Below are 25,819 nucleotides of genomic sequence, written 5' to 3' on the forward strand. Positions count from 1 at the left end.
CCGCGGGGGCCGGGGCGCCACGCCCCCGCTCCCGCCTCCCCCGCACCTCCGTCTTCAGGAGCACCGCATGCCGCACCCGCACCACCGCAGGAGAGCGCGCGCCCGAGGGGTCGCCGCCACCGCCGTCACCGCGCTGATCGCCGGGTTCGTCGGGGCCGGCCCCAGCAGCGCCGCCGGCGCGGACGACGAGCCGCCGCCCCGGGCCGTCGACCGTTTCGAGGGCGAGGTGCCCTTCGCGGGGCCGCCCGCCGAGGGGATCTTCACCTGGGGCGGCGACGCCGACGACCATCCGGCGCTCGCGCTCGCCGAGCGGGCCGACGCCCCCGAGGGCGACAAGGTCCTCGAAGGCCGCTACGACATCAGCGCCTGGGGCGGCTTCACCCACGACTTCGCCTTCGACGAGCCGGCCGAGGACTGGACCGCCCACCGGGGCATCCGCTTCTGGTGGTACGGCCAGAACACCGCGCCGCTGCCGCCCGGTTCGGGCAAGCGGATCAACTTCGAGCTCAAGGACGGCGGCGCGAACGGCGAGGCGTCCGAGCTGTGGACGACCTCCTTCACCGACGACTGGGAGGGCTGGCACCTGGTCGAGCTGCCCTTCTCGTCCTTCGCCTACCGCGCCGACTACCAGCCGGTCGGCGGCATCGACCAGGTCCTCGGCCTCGACCGGATGTGGGGGTACGCGCTGACGCTGCCGACGGGCGCGCCGGGCTCCTTCGCGCTCGACGGGGTCGAGCTGTACGGGAAGGCCGATCCGGCGCTGACCGCCCAGGTGGTCACGGGGGCCGCCGTGCACCCGGTGGCGGAGGGCTCCGCCGCCCGGATCGACGTCACCCTGAACACCACGGGGGCCGCGCCCACGGACCAGCCGGTCACCGTCACGTACGCGACCGACGACGACGGGCCCGCCGAGGCGGGGAAGGACTACCGGCCGGTGGCCGGCAGCCTCGTCTTCCCGGCCGGGACGCCCTCGGGCACCACCCGCTCGATCACCGTGGAGACGGTGCGGGACCGGTCCGGAGAGGAGGCCGAGGCGATCCCGGTGCGGCTGACCGTCGAGGGGGCGAAGGCCCCCGCCGAGGACCCGGTCGTCGTGGTGGACGCGCACGGGCTGCCGTACCTCGACGCCCGGCTGCCGGTGAAGCGGCGGGTGGCCGACCTGCTGTCCCGGATGACCCTGGCGGAGAAGGCCGGGCAGATGACCCAGGCCGAACGGAACGCCCTGCGGGCGCCCGGCGACATCGCGGGGTACGCGCTCGGCTCGCTGCTCTCCGGCGGCGGCTCGGTGCCCTCCCCCAACACGCCCGAGGCGTGGGCGCGGATGGTCGACGGCTACCAGCTGCGGACCCGCGCCACCCGCCTCCAGATCCCTCTGGTCTACGGCGTGGACGCGGTGCACGGGCACAACAACGTGGCCGGGGCGACGATCATGCCGCACAACGTCGGCATCGGCGCCTCCCGCGACCCCGGCCTCGCCGCGCGGACCGGCGCCGTGACGGCGAAGGAGGTGCGGGCGACCGGCGTCCCGTGGGACTTCGCGCCGTGTCTGTGCGTGTCGCGGGACGAGCGCTGGGGCCGGTCCTACGAGGCGTTCGGCGAGGACCCGGCGCTGGTGACCGCGATGGAGACGGTCATCCAGGGCATGCAGGGCGCGGCCGACGGGCGCGACCTGGACCGGAACGACAAGGTGCTGACCAGCGCCAAGCACTTCGTGGGCGACGGCGGCACGGAGTTCGGCTCGTCGACGACGGGTTCGTACACGATCGACCAGGGCGTCACCCGGGTCACCCGCGAGGAGCTGGAGGCGGTGCACCTGGCCCCGTTCGCGGAGGCCGTGAAGCGGGGCGCGGGCACGGTGATGCCCTCGTACTCCTCGGTCGACGTCATCGGGGACGACCTCGGCCCGGTGAAGATGCACGCCAACGCCGAGCTGATCAACGGCGTGCTCAAGGACCGGATGGGCTTCGAGGGCTTCGTCATCAGCGACTGGCAGGCCATCGACCAGATCCCCGGCGACTACCCGAGCGACGTGCGGACCTCGGTCAACGCCGGCCTGGACATGATCATGGTGCCGACGAACTACCAGGACTTCACCCGGACCCTGGTCGCCGAGGTCGAGGCGGGTCGGATCCCGGCCCCGCGGATCGACGACGCCGTGTCCCGGATCCTCACGCAGAAGTTCCGGCTCGGACTCTTCGAGAAGCCGTACGCGGACACCACCCACCTCCCCTCGGTCGGCTCGGCCGAGCACCGGGCGGTGGCCCGCGAGGCCGCGGCCGCCTCGCAGGTGCTGCTGAAGAACGACGGCGGGGTGCTGCCGCTGAAGGCGTCGCAGAAGGTCTACGTGGCCGGCTCGAACGCCGACGACCTGGGCAACCAGACCGGCGGCTGGACGATCAGCTGGCAGGGCGGCTCCGGGCGGCGGACCACCGGCACCACGATCCTGGAGGGGATGCGGAAGACCGCGCCCGGGCTCACCTGGTCGAAGGACGCCTCCGCGCCGGTCGAGGGGTACGACGCGGGGGTGGTCGTGGTCGGCGAGACGCCGTACGCGGAGGGCGTCGGGGACGTCGGGAACGGGCACGACCTGGAGCTGAGCGCCGCCGACCGGGCGGCGGTGGACCGGGTCTGCGCGGCGATGCCGTGCGCGGTGCTCGTCGTCTCGGGGCGGCCGCAGCTGGTCGGCGACCTGCTGCCGGGGATCGACGCGCTGGTGGCGTCCTGGCTGCCGGGCACGGAGGGCGACGGCGTCGCGGACGTGCTCTACGGGCGCAAGCCCTTCACCGGGCAGCTGCCGGTGACCTGGCCCCGGTCGGAGGCCCAGCTGCCGATCAACGTCGGGGACGCCTCGTACGCCCCGCAGTACCCGTACGGCTGGGGGCTCACCACCCTGACGGAGGCGCCGAGGGGCGGGGAGGCCACGCTGAAGGCGCTCGGGCTGGCGGCCCGGGTGCTCCAGGCCGCCGGGCGGGGCGATTCACCCGAGGCGCGGCGCCTGGTGGCCCGGGCCCGGCTGCTGGTGCAGGATCGCATCGGGCAGGAGGTCACGGAGGCGGTGGCGAAGCCGTTCGCCGAGGCCGACCACCGGCTGCTGTCCGGTGACCCGGCGGGCGCGGTGGCGCGTCTGACCGCGGCCTACCGGGCGGCCGGCTGAGCACGGGGTCCGGTGGCCGACTCCCTCCGGGGACCGGCTGCTGGACCCTCTGACGTTGCATAGCCATGCAGATTCATGCATACTATTGCCATGTCCAAGGTTCTCACCTCCCTTCCCGTCGGCGAGCGCGTCGGCATCGCCTTCTCCGGTGGTCTCGACACCTCCGTCGCGGTCGCGTGGATGCGTGACAAGGGCGCGGTCCCCTGCACGTACACCGCCGACATCGGCCAGTACGACGAGCCCGACATCGCCTCGGTGCCCGGGCGCGCCCAGACCTACGGCGCCGAGGTGGCCCGCCTGGTCGACTGCCGCGCCGCGCTGGTCGAGGAGGGACTGGCCGCGCTCACCTGCGGCGCCTTCCACATCCGCTCCGGCGGCCGGGCCTACTTCAACACCACCCCGCTGGGCCGCGCCGTCACCGGCACCCTCCTGGTGCGGGCGATGATGGAGGACGACGTCCAGATCTGGGGCGACGGCTCGACCTTCAAGGGCAACGACATCGAGCGGTTCTACCGCTACGGCCTGCTGGCCAACCCGCACCTGCGGATCTACAAGCCGTGGCTGGACGCCGACTTCGTCACCGAGCTCGGCGGCCGCAAGGAGATGTCGGAGTGGCTCGTCGCCCACGACCTCCCCTACCGCGACTCCACCGAGAAGGCGTACTCCACCGACGCCAACATCTGGGGCGCCACCCACGAGGCGAAGACCCTGGAGCACCTGGACACCGGCGTCGAGACCGTCGACCCGATCATGGGCGTGCGGTTCTGGGACCCGTCCGTCGAGATCGCCCCCGAGGACGTGACGATCGGCTTCGAGCAGGGCCGGCCCGTCACCATCAACGGCAAGGAGTTCGCCTCCGCCGTCGACCTGGTCATGGAGGCCAACGCCATCGGCGGCCGGCACGGCCTGGGCATGTCCGACCAGATCGAGAACCGGATCATCGAGGCCAAGAGCCGCGGCATCTACGAGGCCCCCGGCATGGCGCTGCTGCACGCCGCCTACGAGCGGCTCGTCAACGCCATCCACAACGAGGACACCCTCGCCCAGTACCACAACGAGGGCCGCCGGCTCGGCCGCCTCATGTACGAGGGCCGCTGGCTGGACCCGCAGGCGCTGATGATCCGCGAGTCGCTCCAGCGCTGGGTCGGCGCCGCCGTCACCGGCGAGGTCACCCTGCGGCTGCGGCGCGGCGAGGACTACTCGATCCTCGACACCACCGGCCCGGCCTTCAGCTACCACCCGGACAAGCTGTCCATGGAGCGCACCGAGGACTCCGCCTTCGGCCCGCTGGACCGGATCGGCCAGCTGACCATGCGGAACCTCGACATCGCCGACTCCCGCTCCAAGCTGGAGCAGTACGCGGGCATCGGCCTCATCGGCTCCGGCAGCCCCGCCCTCGGCGCCGCGCAGGCCGCCGCCACCGGGCTCATCGGCTCGCTCACCGAGGGCGGCGCCGAGGTCATCGCCTCGCGCGGCGAGACCCCCGACAGCGAGGAGACGGCGCTCGACCGCGCCGCCATGGAGACCGGCACCGACTAGTCTCCGGCACACCCGAGCGACACCCGAGGAGGGGCGGCCCGAGCCGCCCCTCCTCCGGCGTTCCCGGCGGTTCCCGCCGCGCCTTCCCGGTGAGCGGGAAACCGCTCCTGCGCCCGGCGGCCCCTCCCTGCGAGGCTCCCTCCCGTTGTGGATCCACGCCCGCGCCCCGGACGGGGGCGGGCCCGCGAGGAGGGCGTGACGGAACATGAGGGGCGCTGAGACCCTGGCCGGGCTCGCGGACTGGGCGGCCGAGACCTACGGTGACGCGGAGGCCCTCGTCCTCGGCGAGGACCGCTGGACCTTCCGGGAGCTGCGGGACCGCGTCGACGAGACGGCCCGGGCGGTGATCGCGCGGGGACTGCGCCCGGGCGACGCCGTCGCCGTGTGGGCACCGAACAGCGCCCGGTGGGTGGTGGCCGCGCTCGGCGCGGTGGCCGCCGGGGGCGTCCTCGTCCCCGTCAACACCCGCTACCGGGCGGCCGAGACCGCCGACATCCTGCGCCGCTCCCGCGCCAGGCTGCTCTTCACCGAGCACGACTTCCTGGGCACCGACTACCGCGCGCTGCTCGCCGAGTCGGGCGAGGAACTGCCGGACCTGGAGCGGACGGTGGCCCTGCACGCGGAGGACTGGCCGGAGTTCCTGGCCGCCGCGGACCGGGTGACGACGGCGGAGCGACTGGCCCGCTCGGCGGCCGTCCGCCCCGACGACCCGGCCGACGTCCTCTTCACCTCCGGCACCACCGGCCGGCCCAAGGGCGTCCCCACCGGACACGGCCAGAACCTGCGCGTGTACGACGCCTGGGCCCGCACGGTCACCCTGCGGCGCGGCGACCGCTACCTGCTGGTGAACCCCTTCTTCCACACCTTCGGCTACAAGGCGGGCGTCCTCGCCTGTCTGCTGCACGGGGCGACGATCGTCCCCGAGCCGGTCTTCGACCCGGAGACTGTCCTCGCCCGGATGCGGGACGAGCGGATCTCCGTCCTCACCGGGGCGCCCACCGTCTTCACCTCGCTCATCCACCACCCGGACCGCGCCTCGTACGACCTGAGCGCGATGCGCATGGCGGTCACCGGCGCGGCGAACATCCCGACCGCGCTCATCGAGCAGATCAGGACCTGCCTCGGCGCCCGGTCCGTCTCCACCGCCTACGGCCTGACCGAGTCGACCGGGGTGGTGGCGATCTGCCCGCCGCACGAGTCGCCCGAGACGCTCGCCCACACCTCCGGCACCGCCCTGGAGGGCACGGAGCTGCGCGTCGACGCCCCGCCCGGGGAGCCCGGCGAGATCCTCACCCGAGGCTTCCACGTGATGCGCGGCTACCTCGACGACCCCGGGGCCACGGCCGAGGCGGTGGACGCGGACGGCTGGCTGCGCACCGGCGACGTCGGCGTCCTCGACGACCGCGGCTTCCTGCGGATCACCGACCGGCTCAAGGACATGTTCGTCGTCGGCGGGTTCAACGTGTACCCGGCGGAGGTCGAGCAGGTCCTGCGGACCCACCCGGCCGTCCTGGACGCGGCGGTCGTCGGCGCCCCGGACGGGCGGCTCGGCGAGGTCGGCGTGGCGTACTGCGTCCCCGCGGCCGGCGCCCGGATCGACGCCGCCGAACTGACCTCGTACACCCGTGAGCGCCTGGCCAACTTCAAGGCCCCGCGCGCCTTCCACACGCTCCCGGCCCTCCCGCACAACGCGGCGGGCAAGGTCGACAAGGGCGCCCTGCGACGGCTGGCGGGGAACCCCGCCGGCGGATGAGGAGCACGCACGTGAACGACAGCACCACCACCCCCACCGATGTCGACGTGATCGTCGTCGGGGCGGGTGTCACCGGCCTGTACGCCGTGCACCGGCTGCGCGGACTCGGCCTGCGCGTGCGCGGGTTCGAGCGCGGGGACGACGTGGGCGGGGTCTGGTACTGGAACCGCTACCCCGGCGCCCGCTGCGACGTGGAGTCCGTGGACTACTCGTACTCCTTCGACGAGGAGCTCCAGCAGGAGTGGGACTGGAGCGAGAAGTACGCAACGCAGCCCGAGATCATCCGCTACCTCGGCCACGTCGCCGACCGCTTCGACCTGCGCGGCGCCTACTCCTTCGCCACCTCGGTCCGCTCGGCCGAGCTGGACGAGGAGACGCTCACCTGGACGGTCCGCACGGACCGGGGGGAGACCGTCACGGCCCGCTTCTGCGTCTTCGCCGTCGGCTGCCTGTCCGCCACCCACCGCCCCGACATCCCCGGCGCCGGGGAGTTCGCCGGTGTCACCCACCACACCGGTGCGTGGCCGCACGGCGGCGTCGACCTCACGGGCCTGCGGGTCGGGGTCATCGGCACCGGCTCGTCCGGCATCCAGGCGGTGCCGCTCCTCGCCGAGCAGGCCGCGCACCTGACGGTCTTCCAGCGCAGCGCCAACTACAGCGTCCCGGCCGGCAACCGCCCCCTGGACGAGGAGACGCGCGCCGCGCAGAAGTCCGGGTACGCCGAGCGGCGGCGGCTGGCCCGGCTCAGCGGCGGCGGCTCGCCGCACCAGGCCCACCCCTCGGGGACCTTCGAGGTGTCCGAGGAGGAGCGGCGGGCGGCCTTCGAGGAGCGCTGGCGGCTCGGCGGGGTGCTGTACTCCAAGACCTTCCCCGACCAGCTCACCGACCTGGCGGCCAACGGCGCGGCGCGCGCCTTCTGGGAGGAGAAGGTCCGGGGGCTGGTCGCGGACCCGGCCGTCGCCGACCTGCTGATCCCCACCGACCATCCGATCGGCACCAAGCGGATCGTCACGGACTCCGACTACTACGAGACGTTCAACCGGCCCGACGTCCGCCTGGTCGGTCTCCGCGAGAACCCGATCGAGCGGATCGAGCGGCGGGGGGTCGTGCTGGCCGACGGCACCCTGGTCGAGCTGGACGCGCTGGTCTTCGCCACCGGCTTCGACGCGATGACCGGCGCCCTGGACCGGATCGAGGTGCGGGGGCGCGGCGGGCGGCTGCTGCGGGACGACTGGGCCGCGGGGCCCCGGACCTATCTGGGCCTGGGCGTGGACGGCTTCCCGAACCTGTTCAGCCTGACCGGGGCCGGCAGCCCGTCCGTGATGGCGAACGTGGTGCTCTGCGCCGAGCAGCACGTCGACTGGCTGGCGGCGTGCCTGCGCCACCTCGACGCGCACGGCCACCGGGCGATCGAGGCCCGTCAGGACGCGGTCGAGAAGTGGGTCGCGGAGTGCCGCGACCGGGCGGCGGCCACCCTCTTCCCGGCGGCGGACTCCTGGTACCTGGGCGCCAACATCCCGGGGAAGCCCCGGGTGTTCATGCCGTTCATCGGGGGCTTCGGGGTGTACGGCGAGATCCTCGCGGGCGTCGCGGAGAACGGCTACGAGGGGTTCGACCTGATCGGGCCGTGACGGACCGGGGACGCGCCCGTGCCCCCGTGCCCACCGGTCGGGTGGGCACGGGGGCACGGGTGCGGGGCTCAGTGGTCCGCGAGGGCGGCGCGCAGGACGGCGAACGCGGTCGCGCGGGCCCCGGCGCCCTCGGGCAGGCCGCCGGCCATGGAGAGGAAGCCGTGGAACATGCCCGCGTAGTGGTGGTGCTCCACGGGGACCCCGGCGGCGGCGAGCGCCTCCGCGTAGGCGACGCCCTCGTCCCGCAGCGGGTCCAGGCCCGCGGTGACGACGTGCGCGGGCGGGAGGCCGGCGAGGTCGGCGTGGGCGAGCGGCGCCGCGTGCGGCAGGGTGCGGTCGCCCGGGTCGGGCAGGTAGGCGTCCCAGTACCAGCGCAGGTGGTCGGCGGTGAGGAAGTACCCCTGGCCGTTCTCCCGGTGCGAGGGGCGGGAGCGGGTGGGGTCCAGCATCGGGTAGTACAGCGCCTGGAAGGCGAGCCGGGGGCCGCCGCGGTCGCGGGCGAGGAGGGCGACGACGGTGGCGAGGTGGGCGCCCGCGCTGTCCCCGGCGACGGCGAGCCGGCGGCCGGGGTACGTCCCGGCGGCCCACAGCAGGGCGGTGTAGGCGTCCTCGGGGGCGGCGGGGAAGGGGTGCTCGGGGGCGCGCCGGTAGTCGGCCGAGACCACGGTCGCGCCGGTGGCGTCGGCGACGGCCCGGCAGAAGGCGTCGTGGCTGTCGAGGTCGCACAGGACGAAGCCGCCGCCGTGGCAGAAGAGGATCACGGGGGCGTCCGCGCGGGTGTCCGGCTCGTAGACGCGGACGGGCACGCCGTCGGCGTCCCGGTCGGTGACGCGGGCGACGGGGAGCGGGGGGCCGGCGGGCCGGGGGCGGGCGGCGAAGAAGGCGCGCACCTCGGCGATGTCGGTCATGGTGGTGCCGAGCGGGGGGAACTGGCCGGTGGCGAGGTCGATGAGGGCCCGGACCTCGGGGGTGGGCGGGTTCACGCGTCGGCCTCCTTCGCGGCCAGGAGGGGCATGCGGCCGGCCGACGCGCCGCCGTCCACGGCGAGTTCGGCCCCGGAGAGGTACGAGGAGTCGTCGGAGGCGAGGAAGGCGACCAGCCGGGCGACCTCCTCCGGCTCCCCGACCCGGCCGAGCGGCGCGGCGGGGTGGGAGGTGGTGCCGAGGTGGGCGGTCATGGCGGTGGCGATGGCCCCGGGGTGGACGGAGTTCACCCGGATGCCGTCCGGGCCGAGTTCGAGCGCGGCGGTCTTCGTCAGCCCGCGCAGCCCCCACTTCGCGGCGCCGTAGGCCCCGTGGCCCCAGATGCCCTGGAGCCCGGCCTGCGAGGAGATGTTGACGATGGAGCCGCCGCCGCTCGCGCGCAGCGCCGGGGCGGCGGCGCGGATGCCGAGGAAGGGACCGACGAGGTTGACCCTGAGGAGGGTGTCGAGGCGGGCCGGGTCCTCGTCCTCGATGGGGGACGTGGAGTAGACGGCGGCGTTGTTGACGAGGACGTCGAGCCGGCCGAAGCCGTCGACGGCGGCGGCCACGGCGGCGTTCCAGGACGCCTCGTCGGTGACGTCGTGGCGGACGAAGCGGGCGGCGGCGCCGAGGGACGCGGCGGTCGCCCCGCCCTCGGCCTCGCGCACGTCGGTGAGGACGACGCGGGCGCCGAGGGCGGCGAAGAGGCGGGCCTCGGCCTCGCCCATGCCGCGCGCGGCGCCGGTGATCAGCGCGACCTTGCCGGTCAGGTCGACGGGCATCAGCGGTCCTCCTGGGGGTCGGTGGTGGGGGCGGTCGCGCGCACGGGTCCCGTGGTCCAGCCGCCGTCGACAGCGAGTTCGGCACCGGTGACGTACGAGGCCGCGTCGGAGAGCAGGAAGACGACCGCGCGGGCGATCTCGCCGGGTGCGCCGACCCTGCCCATCGGGACGGCCGGATAGTCGCCCTCGCCGGTGCCGAGGCCGAGGTGCGCGGTCATCGGGGTGTGGATCATGCCGGGGTGGACGGAGTTGACCCGGACGCGGGCGGCCGCCTGCTCCACCGCGGCGATCCGGGTGAGGCCGCGGACGCCCCACTTGGCCGCTCCGTATCCGGCCGTCCCGACGAGGCCCATGAGGCCGGCGGCGGAGGAGACGTTGACGATCGAGCCGCCGCCGGACTCCCGCATCGCCGGGATCACGGTCCGCAGCCCGAGGAAGACCCCGGTCAGGTCGATGTCGACGACCCGGCGGAACTCCTCGGCCGTCTGCTCCTCCACGGCGTGGAGGCCGCCGGAGACGCCCGCGTTGTTGACGAGGCCGTCGATCCGGCCCCAGGTGGCGGTCGCGTACGCCACGGCCGCCCGCCAGTCGTCCTCGGAGGTGACGTCGTGGTGGAGGAACCGGGCGCGGTCGCCGAGCTCCCGGGCGAGCGCCGCGCCCTCGTCCGCCAGGACGTCGGTGACCAGGACCCGGGCCCCGGCGGCGACGGCCGCGCGGACGGCCGCCGCTCCCAGTCCCCGGGCACCGCCGGTGACGAGCACCGTGCCGTCGCGCAGCGCCGGGTCCGCGGGCCGGCCGGTCACGCGTGCTGCTCCGCGATGTCGTTGACGGCGAGCCAGCTGAAGGTCATGGCCGGGCCGATGGTGGCGCCGGGCCCCGGGTAGGTCTCGCCCATGACGGCGGAGGAGACGTTCCCGGAGGCGTACAGACCGGGGATGGCGGTGCCGTCCTCGCGCAGCACGCGGGCGGTGGCGTCGGTGACGAGGCCGCCCTTGGTGCCGATGTCGCCGGGGTGGACCGGGATCGCGTGGAAGGGGCCCTTCTCCAGCGGGGCCAGGTTGGGATTGGGCAGGGTCGGGTCGCCGTAGTAGCGGTCGTAGACGCTGTCGCCGCGGTGGAAGTCCTCGTCCCGGCCGGCCCGGGCGAAGCCGTTGAAGCGGTCGACGGTGGCGCGCAGCCGCTCCGGGGCGGCGCCGATGAGCACGGCGAGCTCCTCCACGGTCGCGGCCTGCTTGACGAAGCCGCTCTCCCGCCACGGGGCGGGGAAGGGCTGCCCGGGGAAGAGGCCCATGAAGAGGTAGCGGGACTTGGCCGTGGCGTCGAGGATCAGCCAGGACGGTACGGCGGTGGCTCCGCCGCGGGCCTGGTGGGCGTACATGGCGTCGACGAACTCGTGGTACGGGGCGGCCTCGTTGGCGTACCGCTCGCCCGTCGAGTCGACGATCACCATGCCGGGGATCCCCCGGTCGGCGACGAGGAAGAAGGGCTTGTCCCCCGGGGGCACGACGGTCGGCGCGCCCCACACCCGGTCCATCAGGTCGAGGGCGGCGCCGAGGGCGAGAGCGGGTTCGAGGGCGTCGCCGGTCTGGCCGTCGGCGGCGGCGCTCCAGGCGCCGGAGGTGGGGGCCGGCAGGTACTTCTCGCGCAGGGCCTGGTCGTGGGAGAAGCCGCCGGAGGCGAGGACCACGCCGCCGGTGGCCCGGACGGTGAGGTCGCGGCCGTCCTTGCGGATCCGGACGCCGGTGACCCGGCCGTCCTCCTCGACCAGGCCGGTCAGCGGGGCGGAGAGCCAGAGCTCGCCGCCGAGCCGGTCGAGGGAGTGGCGCATCCGGGCGATGAGCGCCTCGCCGAGGGAGAGCGGCCTGCGGCCGGTGACGAGGGCCTTGGCGGCCCGGGCGCCGACCTTGACCGCGGTCCGCCGGCCGGCCCAGGTGCGGCCCACCATGTTCAGCTCGTGGAAGTCCCGGGAGGTGATGGTGAGGCCGTAGGTGGGCAGTCCGGCGCGGCGCATGGTGGCGCGGCGTTCGGGGGCGAGCTTCTTGAAGTCGAAGACCTCGGGTTCGACGGACCGGCCCTGCGGGTAGCCGCCGAGCCGCTCCGGGTAGTAGTCGGAGTAGCCGGGGGTGTAGACGAAGCGGACGTCGGTGCGGTCGTGGAACTCCCTTACCATGCGCGGTCCGTAGCGCACGTAGGCGTCCTTGCGGGCGTCGGGGACGCGGTCGCCGACGGTGGCGTCCAGGTAGGCGCGGGCCTTCTCCGGGGTGTCGCCGAGTCCGGCGGCGTCCAGGTGGAAGTTGCCGGGGACCCAGATGGCGCCGCCGGACAGGGCGGTGGAGCCGCCGTAGGCGTCGGTCTTCTCCACCACCAGGGCGGTCAGTCCGCGCAGCCGGGCGGTGAGGGCCGCGGCCAGGCCGGCGGCGCCGGAGCCGGCCACGACCACGTCGTAGGTGTGGTCCCAGGTGCTGTTCATCGGGTTCTCCCTCGTGTCGTCTTCGCTCCGGCGGCCGGCGCCGGTTCAGCGGGCGGTGACGCGGGCGTCGGTGAGGACGGGGGCGTCGTCGCGGTCCGCGGCGGTGGCTGTCAGCCGGTGCCCGTCGGCGGTGTGCCAGATCCGCAGCCGCAGCGTCTCGCCGGGGAAGAACACCCCGGCGAAGCGTGTGCGGCAGCCGGTGACCGCGCCGGCGTCGCCGTCGAGCAGGCGGTCGGTGACGGCCTTGACGGCCATGCCGAAGGTGCAGAGCCCGTGCAGGACGGGCCGGTCGTAGCCGGCCCGGCGGGCGGTGGCGGGGTCGGCGTGGAGCGGGTTCCAGTCGCCGGTGAGCCGGTAGAGCAGCGCCTGTCCCCGGGACGTGGGCAGCTCCAGGACCAGGTCGGGTTCCCGGTCGGGGGCGGGGAGGCGGTCGGAGGGACCGCGGTCGCCGCCGAAGCCGCCCTCGCCCCGGGCGAAGACGTGGTTGCGCTGGGTGAGGAGGGGCGCGCCGTCCTCGCCGAGGAGGGTGGACTCCTGGACGAGGACGGCGCCGCTGCCCTTGTCGTACACCTCGGCGAGCCGGGTGACGGCGGTGGCCCTGGCGGCGGGCGGCAGCGGCCGGTGCACGGTGATCTCCTGGCCGCCGTGCAGGACCCGGGCCAGGTCGAGGTCGACGCCGGGCAGGTCGAACACCTGGAAGCCGACCCCTCCGGTGCCGCCGGCGACGACACCGAAGGTGGGCAGGGTCCGGAGGCCGTCCGGGTGCCCCTCGTACACGTAGCGCAGTTCGCGCGGGTCGGTCTCCGGGACGCCCGCGCCGAGCGCCAGGTGGTAGAGGCGCACGGCGCGGTCGTCCCAGGTGACCTCGGTCCGCACCGGGGGCGCGGCCTTCGCCTTCTCGGGGTCGAGGGGCATCAGAAGGCTCCGACGGCGTAGCGGCTGCGGTAGTAGAGCAGCGGCCGGCCGTCCTCGGCGGCGTCGAGGGCGACGACGTGGGCGGTGACCAGGTGGTGGTCGCCGGCCTCGTACACCTCGTGCAGCGCGCACTCCACGTGGGCGAGCGCTCCGTCGACGCGGACGGTGCCGTGCTCGCTCACCCGCCAGGGCACGTCGGCGAACTTGTCAGGGCCGCTGCGGCCGAGGGCGGCGCAGGTGGTCCGCTGGTCCTCGGCGAGGATGTTGACGCAGAAGCGGCCCGCCCGCTGGATCCTCGGCCAGCTGGTGGAGGACCTGCCGACGGCGAGCATCACCAGCGGCGGGTCGAGGGAGAGGGAGGCGAAGGACTGGCAGGCGAAGCCGACGGGCGCGCCGTCGTCGAGGGCCGCCACCACGGTGATGCCGCTGGCGAAGCGTCCGAGGACGTCCCGGAAGCGGGCGGGGTCGATCAGCCGTTCCACCGGTGGCCCCAGACGCTGTCGGCGGTGATCTCCTTGGCGACCCAGGTGGCGGGGTCGACGATCAGCCCGTCCCAGCCGTACTCGACCTGGAAGCCGCCGGGGGCCTGGGCGTAGAAGGACACCATGCGGTCGTTGGTGTGGCGGCCGAGGCTGGAGGCGATGGGGATGCCGGCGGCCTGCGTCCGGTCGAGGCCCAGGCCGACGTCGTCGAGGGTCTCCAGCTCCACCATGAAGTGGACGATGCCGGGGGGCAGGGCGCCGGGGTAGAGGCCGAGGCTGTGGTGACGGCGGTTGGGGCTGAGGAAGTGCATCCAGTGGAAGTCGCGCTGCTCGGCGGCGGTGGGGACGGCCTGCGGCGGCAGCTTCATCGAGTCGCGGAGCTGGAAGCCGAGGAGCTTCTCGTAGAAGTCCAGGGCGGCCTCGATGTCCGGGACCGGCAGGACGACGTGGCCGAGGCCGAGGTCGCCGGTGACGAAGCGGTTGCCGTAGGGGGTGGCCAGCGGGGTGTGGTCCTGGGCCTGGCCCCAGTAGAGCTCCAGCGGGTTGCCGCACGGGTCCGTGAGGTGGAGGAGGCCCTGCACGCGGCGCTCGGCGAGTTCGTCGGCGTCGGCGGTCTTGACGGCGACGCCGGCGGCCTCCAGCTCGGCGGCGGCCTCGGCGAGGGCGGTGGCGTTCGCGACCTCCCAGCCGGCGGCGAGCAGCCGGTCGCTGTCGCCGGCCTGGATCGCGAGGCGGTAGGCGCGGTCGTCGACCCGCAGCAGGAGGGTGGTGTCGGTGGAGCCGGGGGCCTCGGCCATGCCGAGGATGTCGAGGGTGTAGCGGCGCCATTCTTCGAGGCGGGTGGTCTCCAGGCGCAGGTAGCCGAGTGCGCGAATGTCCATGGGGCACCTCTGGGTTCGGTGGGAGGGAGGTCAGTGGGTGAAGAAGTCGACGGCGAGGCGGTTGAACTCGTCGGCCTGTTCGGTCTGGGCCCAGTGGCCGCAGTGCGGGAAGACGTGCAGGCGCGCGTCGGGGATGGTCTTCAGGGCGACGAGGGCGCCGTCGAGCGGGTTGACGCGGTCCTCGCGGCCCCAGGTGAGCAGCACCGGCCGGGTGATCCGGTGCGCCTCGCGCCAGAGCATGGTGGCCTCGGCCCAGAGGGGGTTGGCGAAGGAGGCCGCCATGCGGGCGGCGCCCAGGCGGGTCTCGGGGTCGGTGGCGGAGGCCCACCGCTCCTCGACCAGCGCGTCGGTGACGACGGACTGGTCGTACGCCATGACGGAGAGGAAGGCGCGGAGCTGTTCCTTCGTCGGCTCGGGGGCGGCGTTGAACTCGAAGAGCCGCTTGATCCCTTCGGTCGGGTCCGGGGCGAAGAGGTTGACGGAGACGCCGCCGGGGCCCATGAGGAGGAGCTTGTCGGTCTTCCCGGGGTGGTCCAGGGCGATCCGGACGGCGGTCCCTCCGCCGAGCGAGTTGCCCACGAAGTGGGCGCGCTCGATGCCGAGTTCGTCCATCAGGGCGGCGACGGCACGGGCGCTGTAGCTGAAGTAGTCCCGGTCGAGCACCGGCTTGTCGGAGCGGCCGTAGCAGGGCTGGTCGACGAGGAGGGTGCGGAACTCCCGGGCGAGGACGGGGAGGTTGCCGCCGAAGTTGCTCCAGCCGGAGGCGCCGGGGCCGCCGCCGTGCAGCATGATCACGACGGGGGCGTCGGGCCGGTCGGCGGGGCCCGCCTCGTGGTAGTGGAGGGTGAGGCCGGCGGCCTTGGCGGTGCGGGAGGTCGACGCGTGGGTGAGCGGGGTCATCTGCGGCTGCCTCTCAGGCCATGGTGTCTTGGATGTCGATGCCGAGGGCGCACTGTCCGTACATGACGAGGGCGCGCTCGGGGTCGTTGGCGGCGTGGCCGCGGCCGGTGTGGGCGTCGCGCCAGGCGCGCTGGACGGCGTGCGGGCCGGTGCGCATGGCGTTGCCGCCGGCGTTCTCCATGAGGAGGTCGACCGCGCCGACCGCGCGTTCGGTGGCGAGGACCTGGTCGCGGCGGGTGCGGGTGCGCAGCTCCATGGGGATCTCCTCGCCGCGCCCGGCGAGTTCGTACATGGCGCCGATGTTGCGGGTGAGCTGGAGCCAGGCGGCGTCGATGTCGCTGGCGGCGCGGGCGATCCGGACCTGGGCGAAGGGGTCCTCGGCGACCTGCTGGCCGTAGGAGACGCGGAAGCGCTTGCGGGTGGCCTCGGCGTAGGACGCGTAGGCGCCCTCGGCGATGCCGACGATCGGGGTGGCGATGGTGGTGGTGAAGACGCCGGCGTACGGCAGCCGGTAGACGGGTTCGGGGTTGATCTCGTGGCCCGGCACGTCCAGGGCGGTGACCGGGCCGAAGCTGAGGGCGCGGTGCTCGGGGACGAAGACGTCGTCGACGACGATGTCGTTGCTGCCGGTGCCGCGCAGGCCGACGGTGTCCCAGACGTCGTCGATCCGGTACTCGGCCCGCGGGATCAGGAAGGTGCGCATGTCGACCGGCTTGCCCTCGGCGTCGGTGACGAGGCAGCCGAGGAGGACCCAGCGGGCGTGGTCGCAGCCGGAGGAGAAGTGCCAGCGGCCGGAGAGGCGGAAGCCTCCGTCGACGGCGGCGGCCTTGCCGGTGGGGGCGTACGAGGAGGCGATCCGGGTCCTGGGGTCGGTGCCCCAGACCTCCTGCTGGGCGCGGGGGTCGAAGAGGGCGACGTGCCAGGGGTGGACGCCTACCACGGAGGCGACCCAGCCGGTCGATCCGCAGGCCCTGGCGATCTCCTTGACGGCCGTGTAGAAGGCCACCGGGTCGGCGGCGGCGCCGCCGAAGGCCTTCGGCTGGAGCAGCTGGAAGAAGCCGGTGTCCTCCAGTTCCTTGACGGAGGCGTCGGGCACGCGGCGCGACTCCTCGGCCTCGGCGGCGCGTTCGCGCAGGACGGGGGCGAGGTCGCGTACGGCTGCCAGGACGTCATCGGCCATGGGGGCATCCCCTTTCGGGTCGTGGTGGGGGAATGCCAGGACCGTACGGGGAGCCGTCGCCGGGGTGAACGCGCCGCTCCCACTGAGCGGGAAGGGCGCGCGGGTTCAGAGCATGGGGTCCTGGACGTCGAGGCCGACGGCGTCCCGGCCGAAGAGGGCGAGGGCGCGCTCGACGTCGTTGGCGGCCTGGCCGCGGCCGGTGTGCAGGTCGCGCCAGGCGCGGGCGAGGACGTCGCCGTCGCTGCGCAGGGGGCTGCCGCCGGCGTTCTCGCGCAGCAGGTCGACGGCGGTGAGGGCGCGTTCGGTGGCGAGGACCTGGTCGCGGCGGGTGCGGGCGCGCAGGGCGCGGGAGGGTTCGCGGCCGGCCCGGGCCGTCTCGTACAGCTCGGCGGTGTCGCGGGCGAGCTGGAGGCGGGCGGCGTCGATCTCCCCCGCGGCGCGGGCGATGCGGACCTGGGCGAAGGGGTCCTCGGCGACGCGCCGGCCGTGCGGGAGGGCGGGGTGGCTGCGGGCGGTGTCGACGTGGTGCTCGTAGGCGCCGTCGGCGATGCCGACCATCACGGTGGAGACGGTGGTGGTGAAGAGGGCGGCGTAGGGCAGCCGGTAGACGGGCTCGGGGTTGACCTCGTGCCCGGGGCAGCGGAGCGAGGTGACGGGGGCGTAGCCGAGGGTGCGGTGGGCGGGGACGAAGGCGTCGGCGACGACGAGGTCGTTGCTGCCGCTGCCGCGCAGTCCTACGGTGTCCCAGACGTCGTCGATCCGGTAGTCGGCGCGGGGGACGAGGAAGGTCCGCATGTCCGTGGGGCGGCCGTCGGCGTCGCTGACGAGTCCGCCGAGCAGGGCCCAGCCGGCGTGGTCGGCGCCGGCGGCGAAGTGCCAGCGGCCGGCGAGCCGGTAGCCGCCGCCGACGGGGGTGACGGTGCCGGTGGGTGCGTGCGAGGAGCAGATCAGGGCGGCGTCGTCGTCGCCCCACACGTCGTGCTGGGCGCGGGGGTCGAGCTGGGCGACGTACCAGGAGTGGACGCCGAGGAGGGCGGCGGCCCAGCCGGTGGAGCCGCAGGCCCGGGCGAGCTCGTGGACGGCGGTGTGGAAGACGTCGGGGGCGGCGGCGAGTCCGCCGTACGCGCGCGGCCGGAGCAGCCGGAAGAAGCCGGTGGCGGCGAGTTCTCCGGCGGTGGCGTCGGGCAGGCGGCGGAGCTCCTCGGCCTCGGCGGCGCGGGCGCGCAGGGCGGGGGCGAGGGCGCGGACCGCCGTGAGGACGTCGTGGTCGCGCATCGGGTGCCTCTCGGATCCGGGGCCCGGATCATGGGCTCCTCCTGGGGTGACGAGAGGGAACCTACGCGTTACCGTTCCGAGACGGAACACCCCCTTCCCGTACCCGCGCCCCTCTGGCAATCTCCACGCAATACCGGAGATTACGGACGCGGCTCGGCTTCGGCCCGCCGCGCCGTCCGTGGGGGAGGTGTCGATGACGACCCATGCCGCCAAGTCCGTCCTGGCCGTCCAGGACGACGGCGCCGCCGTGCCGCCGCTGTCACTGCTGGAGAAGGCGGCGAAGGTGCTCAGCGCCTTCCAGAGCGCCGGCCCGCGCCTGACGCTCACCGAGGTCGTGCAGCGGTCCGGGATCCGGCGGTCCTCCGCGCACCGCATCCTGGACCAGCTGGTGCAGCTGCGCTGGCTGGAGCGGGAGGGCCGCGACTACCGGCTGGGCATGGGGATGCTGGAGCTCGGCGCGATGGCCTCGCACCACAACCGGCTGCGCCGCGCCGCGCTCCCCCATCTGCACGCCCTGCACGAGGCGACCGGGCACCTGGTGCACCTCACGGTGCTGGACGGGCCCGAGGTGGTCTATCTGGAGCGCATCGGCGGCTCGGACGACTCCGCCGTGCCCTCGCGGACCGGCGGCCGGCAGCCGGCGTACTGCACCGCGTCGGGCAAGGCGATCCTGGCGTTCAGCGACGCCGCGGTGGTGGAGCAGGTGATCCGTGACGGGCTGCGGCCCCGCACCCCCCGGACGATCACCCGCCCCGACCCCTTCCGGGCCGAGCTGGCGCTGGTCCGCGAGCGCGGGGTGGCCTTCGACCAGGAGGAGGGCTTCCGGGGCGTCTTCTGCGTGGCCGCGCCGCTGCGCGGGGCGGGCCGGGCGGTCGCCGCGATCTCGGTCTGCGGGCACGGTGTGCACCGTGAGCTGGAGCGGATCGCGCCGGTGGTGCGGGGCTGCGCCCGCTCGGTGTGGCAGTCGATGTTCGGTCCGGGCCGGCAGCCCGAGCAGCGGCCGCAGCCCGTGGGGGCGACGGCCGCGGCGGGTGTGCCGCAGCCGTCGATGGACAACATGATGACCTGGCTGCGGTTCAGCGAGTGGATGTGAGGCGTTCCCGGAGCGCGGCGAGGCCGGTGGCGTAGACGCCGTCGCCGAACGCGGCCTCGGCCCGCGCCGCCACCTCGTCCGGCGCGCGGTAGACGGCGGACCACCGGACCTCGGCGCCGTCGGGGTGCGGGGCGACGGCGAAGGTCGCCACGTACTCCTCCACGGGCAGCGCCAGGGGGTCGAGGAGCCGGTAGAGGTACCGGCGGGCCGCGGGGTCGTGGGCGAGCAGCAGCTCGCGGGCGACCACCGTGCCGTCCAGGGCGAAGACCCTGACGGCGCCGGGGACCTCGGGGTCGGCGCCGTCCTCCACGGTGACCGGCGGGAGGTGCGGGTGCCAGTGGGCGAGGGCCGCGAAGCCGCCGGCGAGCGCCCAGACGGCGTCCGGGTCGGCGGCGATCACGACGGAGCGTTCGAGGGTGCGGGGGTGCATGGGTGCCTCCGGGGCGGGGTCGGCCGTCACCAGACCCGGTCGCCGCGCAGGACGGCGTCGGCGCCGCCGTCCGCGAAGACGACCTGGCCGGTGACGAGGGCGTTCTCGGGCGAGGTCAGCCAGGCGACGAGCGGGGCCAGCTGCTCGGGCCGGGAGTGGCCGTGCAGGGGCATGGGGACGGCCCGCTCGACGAGGGCCAGGGTGGCGGGGTCGTCCAGCAGGGGCTTGGTCAGCGGGGTCAGGACGACGCCCGGGGCGACGGCGTTGAGCGCGATGCCCGCGCCGGCCCAGGCGTCGCCGGGGGCGGCGCGGCGGACCCAGCGGGAGACGGCCGCCTTGGAGGAGGAGTAGACGAGGTGGCCCTCGCCGCGGTCGACGGCCGCCCGGGCGGCGGCCACCGCCTCCGTCTCGTCGTCCGCGTCGGCCGCCGCCACGATCGCCGGGTCCGTCGGGTGCACGGCGTCGACGGAGCCTACGACGAGGGCCCGCGGGTCGCTGCCGGCGGCGAGGAGCGGGCGCAGTCCTTCGAGGGTGGCGACGGCGCCGAAGTGGTTGATCCGGACGGTGACCGGGTCGAAGTGGGCGACGCCCGCGCAGGCGACGACGGCGTCGAGCCGGCCGCCGGAGAGCTCCCGGGCCCGGGCCACGAGCGCGGCCCGGCCCTCGGGGGCGGACAGGTCGGCGGCGATGTCGCCGCCCTCCAGGTCGGCGGCGAGGACCGTGTGGCCCTGGCGCCGCAGCAGGGCGGTGGTCGCCGCTCCGATGCCGGAGAGGGCTCCGGTGACCAGATAGGTACGGGGCATGGGGACGCTCCTCGTCGGGAGTGCGGTCGGGGGCGGGGCAGGGGCAAGGGCGGGGACCCGGGCGCGCGGGGTTCGGGATCCCGGGCCTCCGCGCGTTCGGGAGCCCGGGCGTCCGTGGGTTCGGAATCCCGGGCGCCCGCGCGTTCGGGCGTTCTCGGTCGGGGGATCAGGAATAGGTGATCTCGACGTGGTCGGTGAGGGGGAGGGACTGGCAGGCGAGGACGTAGCCGTCGGCGAGGTCCCGGTCGTCCAGGACCTCGTTGCGGGCCATGCTCACCTCGCCGGTGACGACCCGGCAGGTGCAGGCGCTGCACGCGCCCTCGCGGCAGGAGTACGGGGCGTCCACCCCGGCCGCGAGGAGCGCGTCGAGCAGTGGGGCGCCCGGCGGCCAGGGGACCGTACGGGTCTCCCCGTCCAGCTCCACGGTCACCTCGCCGCCGCCCCCGTCCGGTGCGGCGACCGGTTCGGGGGCGTCGAAGACGTCCCCGGACAGGGAGAAGAAGCGCTCCCGGTGGATGCGTTCGCCCGGCGCGCCGAGCGTGCGCAGCGCCTGCTCGACGGCGTCCATGAGCGGGCCAGGCCCGCAGACGAACGCCTCCCGGCCGGCGTACGGCACGAGGGCGGCGGCGAGCCGGTCCGGCACCGGCAGGCCCTGGAGCGATTCCAGCCAGTGGAGCACCAGGAACCGCTCGGGGTGGGCCTCGGCGAGGGCGCGCAGCTCGTCGCGGAAGATGACCGAGGTCTCGTCGCGGTTGGCGTACAGCAGGGTGACCCGGCCGCGGCCCGCCGCGAGGACCGACTTGGCGATCGACAGGACGGGGGTGATGCCGCTGCCTCCCGCGACGAGCAGCAGGTCCCGGTCGAGGGAGTCCGGGGTGAAGGTGCCGGCCGGGGGCAGCGCCTCCACCTCGTCGCCCGCGGCCAGGTGGTCGCAGACCCAGTTGGAGCCGTACCCGCCGGCCACCCGCTTGACGGTGACCTTGAGCGGCTCGCCGGTGTGCGGCGAGCTGGCCAGCGAGTAGCAGCGGGCGACGGGACCGCCGTCCGGGCCGGGCAGCCTCAGGGTGAGGAACTGCCCGGGGCGGTGGGCGAAGCGGTCCGCGCTCTCCGGGGCGGGCCGGAGGACCAGGCTGCGGGCGTCGGGCGTCTCGGCGACGACCTCGACGATCCGCAGCCGGTGGGTGCGGGTCCCGGTGGCCGGGGCCGCCGGCTCAGACGTCGACACGGACATCGCCGACCTCCAGGGTGCCGTCGGCGACCGCCCGGTCGATGGCGGTCCGCAGCGACCGGCAGGTCCGTATCCGGGCGCTGGTCGCGCCCTGTCCGACGCGGTCGCGGAACTCGGCGCAGACGACGGCCGCGTCGGCGGTCCACTGCACGGACGTGTGGGCTGGGGTGTACTTCTCGCACAGGACCTGGTTGCCGCAGGCCGCGCACTGGACCGGTCGCATGTCAGGGGGCTCCGGTTTCCGTCTCCGCCGCCGCGCGGCGGGCCAGGTTCTCGTCGACCTCGGCGCGCCAGGCGGTGGTGGCCCGCTGGGTGTCGATCTCGAACTCGAAGCGCTGGACCATCTCGTCCTTGACGTCGGCGACGTCGACGTAGAACTGCTCGTACCAGCGGCGCAGCTGGTAGACGGGCCCGTCCTCCTCGGTGAGGAGCGGGTTGTCGATCCGGGTCTTGTTCCGCCAGATCTCGACGTCCTGCTCGAAGCCGACGGTGGCGCCCTCGGCGGTGGCCGCGGCGGCCTCGGCGGCCTGTTCGTCGGTCATGCCGGGGAGCCGCTTGACGATGGCGCCGTACTGGAGGACGAAGCTGTCGGCGTCGATCGGGTAGTGGCAGTTGATGAGGACGATCTCCATCTCCAGGCCGCCGCCGACGTCGCTGTAGAGGTGGTCGATCATGTAGGAGGGGCCGTAGTAGGAGGCGTCGGAGCGCAGCATGCCGGAGCTGAGGGTGCCGAGTTCCATGTCGCCGCGGGGGCTGCTCTCCATGTACTGGGTGGCGACGTGGCCCTCGAAGACGTTCTTGAAGTACTCGGGGAACGCGTAGTGGACGTAGTAGAAGTGGGCCATGTCGACGACGTTGTCGACGATCTCGCGGCAGTGGGAGCCCTCCACGCGGAGGGTCTTCCAGTTCCAGTCGCTCCACTGGCCGGCCTCGGGGCCGTGGACGCCGGCGATCTCGGGGACGATGACCTCGGGCGGCGGCGGGTTGCCCTCGGGGTCGTGCCAGACGAAGAGCTGGCGGTTGCGCTCCAGGGTGGTCCAGGAGCGGGTGCGGGCGCGCGGCGGGACACGGCGGGCGTACGGGATGCCGGCGCAGCGGCCGTCGCCGGACCAGCGCCAGTCGTGGAAGGGGCAGGCGACGGCGTCGCCCTTGACGGTGCCGTGGGCGAGGTTGCCGCCCATGTGCGGGCAGTAGGCGTTGAGGACGTGCAGGGCGCCGTCCTCCTGGCCCTGGAAGACCACGAGCTTGGTGCCGAACGCCTCGATCTCGTGCGGCTCGCCGTCCTTGAAGGCGTCGGCGAGGCCGAGGCAGTGCCAGCCCCGGGCGAAGCGGGTGGGCGGGCGGCCGGCCTCGATGACCCTGGCCTCGTCGTTGAGAGCAGTCATCACGTTCTCCCTGGTGTGTCGTGGGTTCAGTCGCGGGTGGCGGCGAGTTCGAGGGCGATGTCGATCAGCTGGTCCTCCTGGCCGCCGACCAGGCGCCGTTCTCCGGCCTTGAGCAGGATCTCGGCGCCGGTGACGCCGTACCGCTCGGCCAGCCGGTAGGCGTGCTTGAGGAAGCTGGAGTAGACGCCGGCGTGGCCCATGAGGAGGGCGAGGCGGTCGAGCCGGCACTCCTCGTCCATGACGGGGCGGACCACGTCCTCGGCCGCGTCGATGATCTTCAGGACGTCGATGCCGGTGCGGATGCCCATCTTGGCGCAGACGGCGACGAACGCCTCGACGGCGGTGTTGCCGGCGCCCGCGCCGAGGCGTCGGGTGGAGCCGTCGATCTGGAGGGCGCCGGCCTTGACGGCGGCGACGGAGTTGCCGGTGCCGAGGGCGAGGTTCTCGTGCCCGTGGAAGCCGACCTGCGCGTCGGCGCCCAGCTCGGCGACCAGGGCCTGGACGCGGTCGGTGACGTCGTCCATGACCATGGCGCCGGCGGAGTCGACCACGTACACGCACTGGCAGCCGGCGTCGGCCATGATCCGGGCCTGCCGGGCGAGGTTCTCGGGGCTGGTGGAGTGGGCCATCATCAGGAAGCCGACGGTCTCCAGGCCCCGCTCGCGGGCGAGTCCGAAGTGCTGGACCGCGATGTCGGCCTCGGTGCAGTGGGTGGCGATCCGGCAGATGGCCGCGCCGCTGTCCCGCGCGGCCAGGATGTCGTCCTTGACGCCGAGTCCCGGGAGCATGAGGAAGGCGATCCGGGCCTGGCGGGCGGTCTCCGCCGCGACCTGGATCAGTTCCTGTTCGGGGGTCCTGGAGAAGCCGTAGGTGAACGAGGATCCGCCGAGCCCGTCGCCGTGGGTCACCTCGATGACCGGGACTCCGGCGTCGTCGAGGGCGGCGACGACGGACCGGACGTCCCCGGCGGTGAACTGGTGCCGCTTGGCGTGCGAGCCGTCGCGCAGCGAGGAGTCGGTGATCCGGATGTCGAGGGTGTCCGAGTAGGGCATGGCTGGGGGCTCCTTACGCGCCGGGGGCGAGGAGCTCGCGGGCGAACTCCTCGCCGACCCTGGTGGCGGCGGCGGTCATGATGTCGAGGTTTCCGGCGTACGGCGGCAGGTAGTCGCCCGCGCCCTCGACCTCCAGGAAGATCGCGACGCGCGCCATGCCGCCGCTCGTGGGGCTCGGGGCGTCGAACTGCGGCTCGGCGCGCAGGCGGTAGCCGGGGACGTACGCGGCGACCTGTTCCGCGACCTCCTTCACGGAGGCGGCGATCGCGGCGTGGTCGGCGTCCTCCGGGATGGCGCAGAAGACGGTGTCGCGCATGATGACCGGCGGATCGGCCGGGTTGAGGATGATGATCGCCTTGCCGCGCGTCGCGCCGCCGATGGTCTCGATGCCGCGGGCGGTGGTGCGGGTGAACTCGTCGATGTTGGCTCGGGTGCCGGGGCCGGCGGAGACGGAGGCGACCGAGGCGACGATCTCGGCGTAGGCCACGGGCACGACGCGGGAGACGGCGTACACCATCGGGATGGTGGCCTGGCCGCCGCAGGTGATCATGTTGACGTTGGGGCGGTCCAGGTGGGCGCGGAGGTTGGCCGGCGGGACGACGGCCGGGCCGACGGCGGCCGGCGTCAGGTCGACGGCCCGGATGCCGTGTTCGGCGTAGCGGGGCGCGTTGGCCCGGTGGACGGCGGCGCTGGTGGCCTCGAAGACGAGGTCGGGCAGTTCGTCGCGGGCGAGGAGCGCGTCGACGCCCTCGTGCGTGGTCTCCAGGCCGAGCCGGCGGGCCCGGGCGAGGCCGTCGCTGCCGGGGTCGACGCCGACCATCCAGCGGGGCTCGACGAGCTCCGAGCGGAGCAGCTTGTACAGCAGGTCGGTGCCGATGTTGCCGGAGCCGACGATGGCGGCGGTCGCCTTGGTCTTGCGGGTCATCATCACCTCAGGTGAAGGAGAGGGAGACCGGGCCCAGCCCGGTGAAGTCGGCGGTGTAGGTCGCGCCGGCCACGACGTCGACGGCGCGGGTGCACGAGCCGGGCAGCACCACGTGCCCCTTCTTCAGCGGGACGCCGAAGCGGGCCACGGTGCGGGCGAGCCAGGCGACGGAGCGGGCCGGGTCCCCGAGGACGGCGTCGGAGCGTCCCTCGGCGAGGAGTTCGCCCCCGTCGGTGGTCAGCCGGGCCTCGATCGCCCTGAGGTCGAGGCCGCGCGGGGAGCGGCCCTCGCCGAGCACGAAGCCGGCGGAGGAGGCGTTGTCGGCGATGGTGTCGGCGATGGTGATCCGCCAGTCGCGGACGCGGCTGTCGATGAGTTCCAGGGCGGGCACGACCCGTTCGGTGGCGGCGAGCACGTCTTCCGGGGTGCAGCCCTCCCCCGGCAGGTCCTCGCCGAGGACGAAACCGACCTCGACCTCGACGCGGGGGTGGCAGTAGCGGGCGGCGGGGACGGGGACGCCGGACGTCAGCTCCATGTCGTCCAGCAGGTGTCCGTAGTCGGGCTCGTCGACGCCCATCATGCGCTGCATGACGGGCGAGGAGAGCCCGACCTTGTGACCGCGCACCTCGGCCCCGGCGGCGAGCCGGTGCCGGATGTTGACGAGCTGGATCTCGTACGCGTCCTCGGCGTCGATCCCGGGGTACGCATCGCTCGGCGGGGCGATCGGCGTGACGTCGCGTTCGGCGGAGCGGAGCAGCTCGGCCGCCTCGTGCCGCTGGCGGTCCGTGAGCATGACGGGTCCCTCCTGGGGGCGGTTGGGGCTGTGTCCGGCCGAAACTAGGCCGCCACCCCCGCCCCCGAGGAGCCCCCCTTCCCACTCACCGGGAAACCCGCCCGACGCCTGCCGCCCCTGCGCGCCGCACCCGCGTCCCCCGGCGCGGGCCGCACGGGAAGGGGGCCGTCACGGCGGCGGGGCGGG

23 protein-coding genes are annotated in these 25,819 nt (G+C 74.4%); 5 read left to right on the forward strand and 18 right to left on the reverse strand.

The genetic code is table 11. The features are described from left to right. Nucleotides 1-67: 67 nt before the first annotated feature. The 4 genes from IE321_RS00775 (at nt 68) to IE321_RS00790 (ending at nt 8,077) form a co-directional block, all read left to right on the forward strand. On the forward strand, nt 68-3,154 hold the full coding sequence (locus IE321_RS00775; RefSeq protein WP_190221319.1) for a glycoside hydrolase family 3 protein: 3,087 nt from the start codon (nt 68-70) through the stop codon (nt 3,152-3,154). A 90-nt stretch (nt 3,155-3,244) separates the two neighbouring features. Next, nucleotides 3,245-4,693 (forward strand): argininosuccinate synthase, encoded by a 1,449-nt coding sequence (gene argG, locus IE321_RS00780; protein ID WP_043222377.1) that lies wholly within the window; start codon nt 3,245-3,247, stop codon nt 4,691-4,693. 205 nt (nt 4,694-4,898) lie between these two features. After that, complete coding sequence (locus IE321_RS00785) at nt 4,899-6,446, forward strand: FadD3 family acyl-CoA ligase (protein WP_190221320.1); 1,548 nt, start codon at nt 4,899-4,901, stop codon at nt 6,444-6,446. An 11-nt stretch (nt 6,447-6,457) separates the two neighbouring features. Further along, nucleotides 6,458-8,077 carry a flavin-containing monooxygenase gene (locus IE321_RS00790; RefSeq protein ID WP_226652480.1) on the forward strand — a complete coding sequence of 540 codons (1,620 nt, stop codon included), beginning with the start codon at nt 6,458-6,460 and terminating at the stop codon, nt 8,075-8,077. Between the two features lie 68 nt (nt 8,078-8,145). Here the strand turns inward: IE321_RS00790 and IE321_RS00795 are convergent, their stop codons facing one another. The 10 genes from IE321_RS00795 to hsaA (IE321_RS00840) all read right to left on the reverse strand — a co-directional run bounded on the left by IE321_RS00795 (nt 8,146) and on the right by hsaA (IE321_RS00840) (nt 17,924). Continuing rightward, a complete protein-coding gene (locus IE321_RS00795) occupies nt 8,146-9,060 on the reverse strand; it encodes an alpha/beta hydrolase (RefSeq protein ID WP_226652482.1) in 915 nt (304 codons plus the stop codon). Next, on the reverse strand, nt 9,057-9,821 hold the full coding sequence (locus IE321_RS00800) for an SDR family NAD(P)-dependent oxidoreductase (protein ID WP_190221322.1): 765 nt from the start codon (nt 9,819-9,821) through the stop codon (nt 9,057-9,059). Before IE321_RS00800 ends, IE321_RS00795 begins: the two co-directional genes overlap by 4 nt. Beyond that, complete coding sequence (locus IE321_RS00805; protein ID WP_229916259.1) at nt 9,821-10,624, reverse strand: glucose 1-dehydrogenase; 804 nt, start codon at nt 10,622-10,624, stop codon at nt 9,821-9,823. Before IE321_RS00805 ends, IE321_RS00800 begins: the two co-directional genes overlap by 1 nt. Further along, nucleotides 10,621-12,291 carry an FAD-dependent oxidoreductase gene (locus IE321_RS00810; protein WP_043222383.1) on the reverse strand — a complete coding sequence of 557 codons (1,671 nt, stop codon included), beginning with the start codon at nt 12,289-12,291 and terminating at the stop codon, nt 10,621-10,623. The genes IE321_RS00805 and IE321_RS00810 overlap by 4 nt, the downstream gene beginning before the upstream one ends. A gap of 45 nt (nt 12,292-12,336) precedes the next feature. Continuing rightward, nucleotides 12,337-13,206 carry a MaoC/PaaZ C-terminal domain-containing protein gene (locus tag IE321_RS00815; RefSeq protein WP_190221323.1) on the reverse strand — a complete coding sequence of 290 codons (870 nt, stop codon included), beginning with the start codon at nt 13,204-13,206 and terminating at the stop codon, nt 12,337-12,339. Further along, nucleotides 13,206-13,688 carry a flavin reductase family protein gene (locus IE321_RS00820; RefSeq protein ID WP_051841835.1) on the reverse strand — a complete coding sequence of 161 codons (483 nt, stop codon included), beginning with the start codon at nt 13,686-13,688 and terminating at the stop codon, nt 13,206-13,208. Before IE321_RS00820 ends, IE321_RS00815 begins: the two co-directional genes overlap by 1 nt. After that, nucleotides 13,676-14,569, reverse strand: a complete 894-nt coding sequence (locus IE321_RS00825) for a VOC family protein (protein ID WP_190221324.1) — start codon at nt 14,567-14,569, stop codon at nt 13,676-13,678. The genes IE321_RS00820 and IE321_RS00825 overlap by 13 nt, the downstream gene beginning before the upstream one ends. Nucleotides 14,570-14,599: 30 nt before the next feature. Then, nucleotides 14,600-15,469 (reverse strand): 4,5:9,10-diseco-3-hydroxy-5,9,17-trioxoandrosta-1(10),2-diene-4-oate hydrolase, encoded by an 870-nt coding sequence (hsaD, locus tag IE321_RS00830; protein WP_190221325.1) that lies wholly within the window; start codon nt 15,467-15,469, stop codon nt 14,600-14,602. Between the two features lie 13 nt (nt 15,470-15,482). After that, the gene (gene hsaA, locus IE321_RS00835) at nt 15,483-16,649 is read right to left on the reverse strand and encodes a 3-hydroxy-9,10-secoandrosta-1,3,5(10)-triene-9,17-dione monooxygenase oxygenase subunit (RefSeq protein WP_043222394.1); all 1,167 of its coding nucleotides are present in this window, start codon (nt 16,647-16,649) and stop codon (nt 15,483-15,485) included. Between the two features lie 105 nt (nt 16,650-16,754). Beyond that, nucleotides 16,755-17,924 (reverse strand): 3-hydroxy-9,10-secoandrosta-1,3,5(10)-triene-9,17-dione monooxygenase oxygenase subunit, encoded by a 1,170-nt coding sequence (gene hsaA, locus IE321_RS00840; protein WP_043222395.1) that lies wholly within the window; start codon nt 17,922-17,924, stop codon nt 16,755-16,757. 193 nt (nt 17,925-18,117) lie between these two features. On the opposite strand from hsaA (IE321_RS00840), the gene IE321_RS00845 reads away from it, so the two are divergent. After that, the gene (locus tag IE321_RS00845) at nt 18,118-19,017 is read left to right on the forward strand and encodes an IclR family transcriptional regulator (RefSeq protein ID WP_190221326.1); all 900 of its coding nucleotides are present in this window, start codon (nt 18,118-18,120) and stop codon (nt 19,015-19,017) included. Here the strand turns inward: IE321_RS00845 and IE321_RS00850 are convergent. From IE321_RS00850 to IE321_RS00885, 8 genes are all read right to left on the reverse strand, one after another. Continuing rightward, nucleotides 19,001-19,447, reverse strand: a complete 447-nt coding sequence (locus IE321_RS00850; RefSeq protein WP_190221327.1) for an SRPBCC family protein — start codon at nt 19,445-19,447, stop codon at nt 19,001-19,003. The two genes, IE321_RS00845 and IE321_RS00850, sit on opposite strands and share 17 nt — an antisense overlap. Nucleotides 19,448-19,473: 26 nt before the next feature. Continuing rightward, nucleotides 19,474-20,250 carry an SDR family oxidoreductase gene (locus IE321_RS00855; protein WP_190221328.1) on the reverse strand — a complete coding sequence of 259 codons (777 nt, stop codon included), beginning with the start codon at nt 20,248-20,250 and terminating at the stop codon, nt 19,474-19,476. Between the two features lie 166 nt (nt 20,251-20,416). Then, on the reverse strand, nt 20,417-21,481 hold the full coding sequence (locus IE321_RS00860; RefSeq protein ID WP_190221329.1) for a ferredoxin--NADP reductase: 1,065 nt from the start codon (nt 21,479-21,481) through the stop codon (nt 20,417-20,419). After that, nucleotides 21,462-21,701 carry a hypothetical protein gene (locus tag IE321_RS00865; RefSeq protein WP_043222402.1) on the reverse strand — a complete coding sequence of 80 codons (240 nt, stop codon included), beginning with the start codon at nt 21,699-21,701 and terminating at the stop codon, nt 21,462-21,464. Before IE321_RS00865 ends, IE321_RS00860 begins: the two co-directional genes overlap by 20 nt. A gap of 1 nt (nt 21,702) precedes the next feature. Next, nucleotides 21,703-22,863 (reverse strand): 3-ketosteroid-9-alpha-monooxygenase, oxygenase component, encoded by a 1,161-nt coding sequence (locus IE321_RS00870; RefSeq protein WP_190221330.1) that lies wholly within the window; start codon nt 22,861-22,863, stop codon nt 21,703-21,705. Nucleotides 22,864-22,889: 26 nt separating this feature from the next. Continuing rightward, a complete protein-coding gene (gene dmpG / locus IE321_RS00875) occupies nt 22,890-23,915 on the reverse strand; it encodes a 4-hydroxy-2-oxovalerate aldolase (protein ID WP_190221331.1) in 1,026 nt (341 codons plus the stop codon). Between the two features lie 13 nt (nt 23,916-23,928). Beyond that, complete coding sequence (locus IE321_RS00880) at nt 23,929-24,840, reverse strand: acetaldehyde dehydrogenase (acetylating) (protein ID WP_043222525.1); 912 nt, start codon at nt 24,838-24,840, stop codon at nt 23,929-23,931. 7 nt (nt 24,841-24,847) lie between these two features. Continuing rightward, nucleotides 24,848-25,633 (reverse strand): 2-keto-4-pentenoate hydratase, encoded by a 786-nt coding sequence (locus tag IE321_RS00885; RefSeq protein WP_190221332.1) that lies wholly within the window; start codon nt 25,631-25,633, stop codon nt 24,848-24,850. Between the last annotated feature and the right edge of the window lie 186 nt (nt 25,634-25,819).

The organism is Streptomyces hydrogenans, from assembly GCF_014656075.1.
Taxonomy (GTDB): Bacteria; Actinomycetota; Actinomycetes; order Streptomycetales; family Streptomycetaceae; genus Streptomyces; species Streptomyces hydrogenans.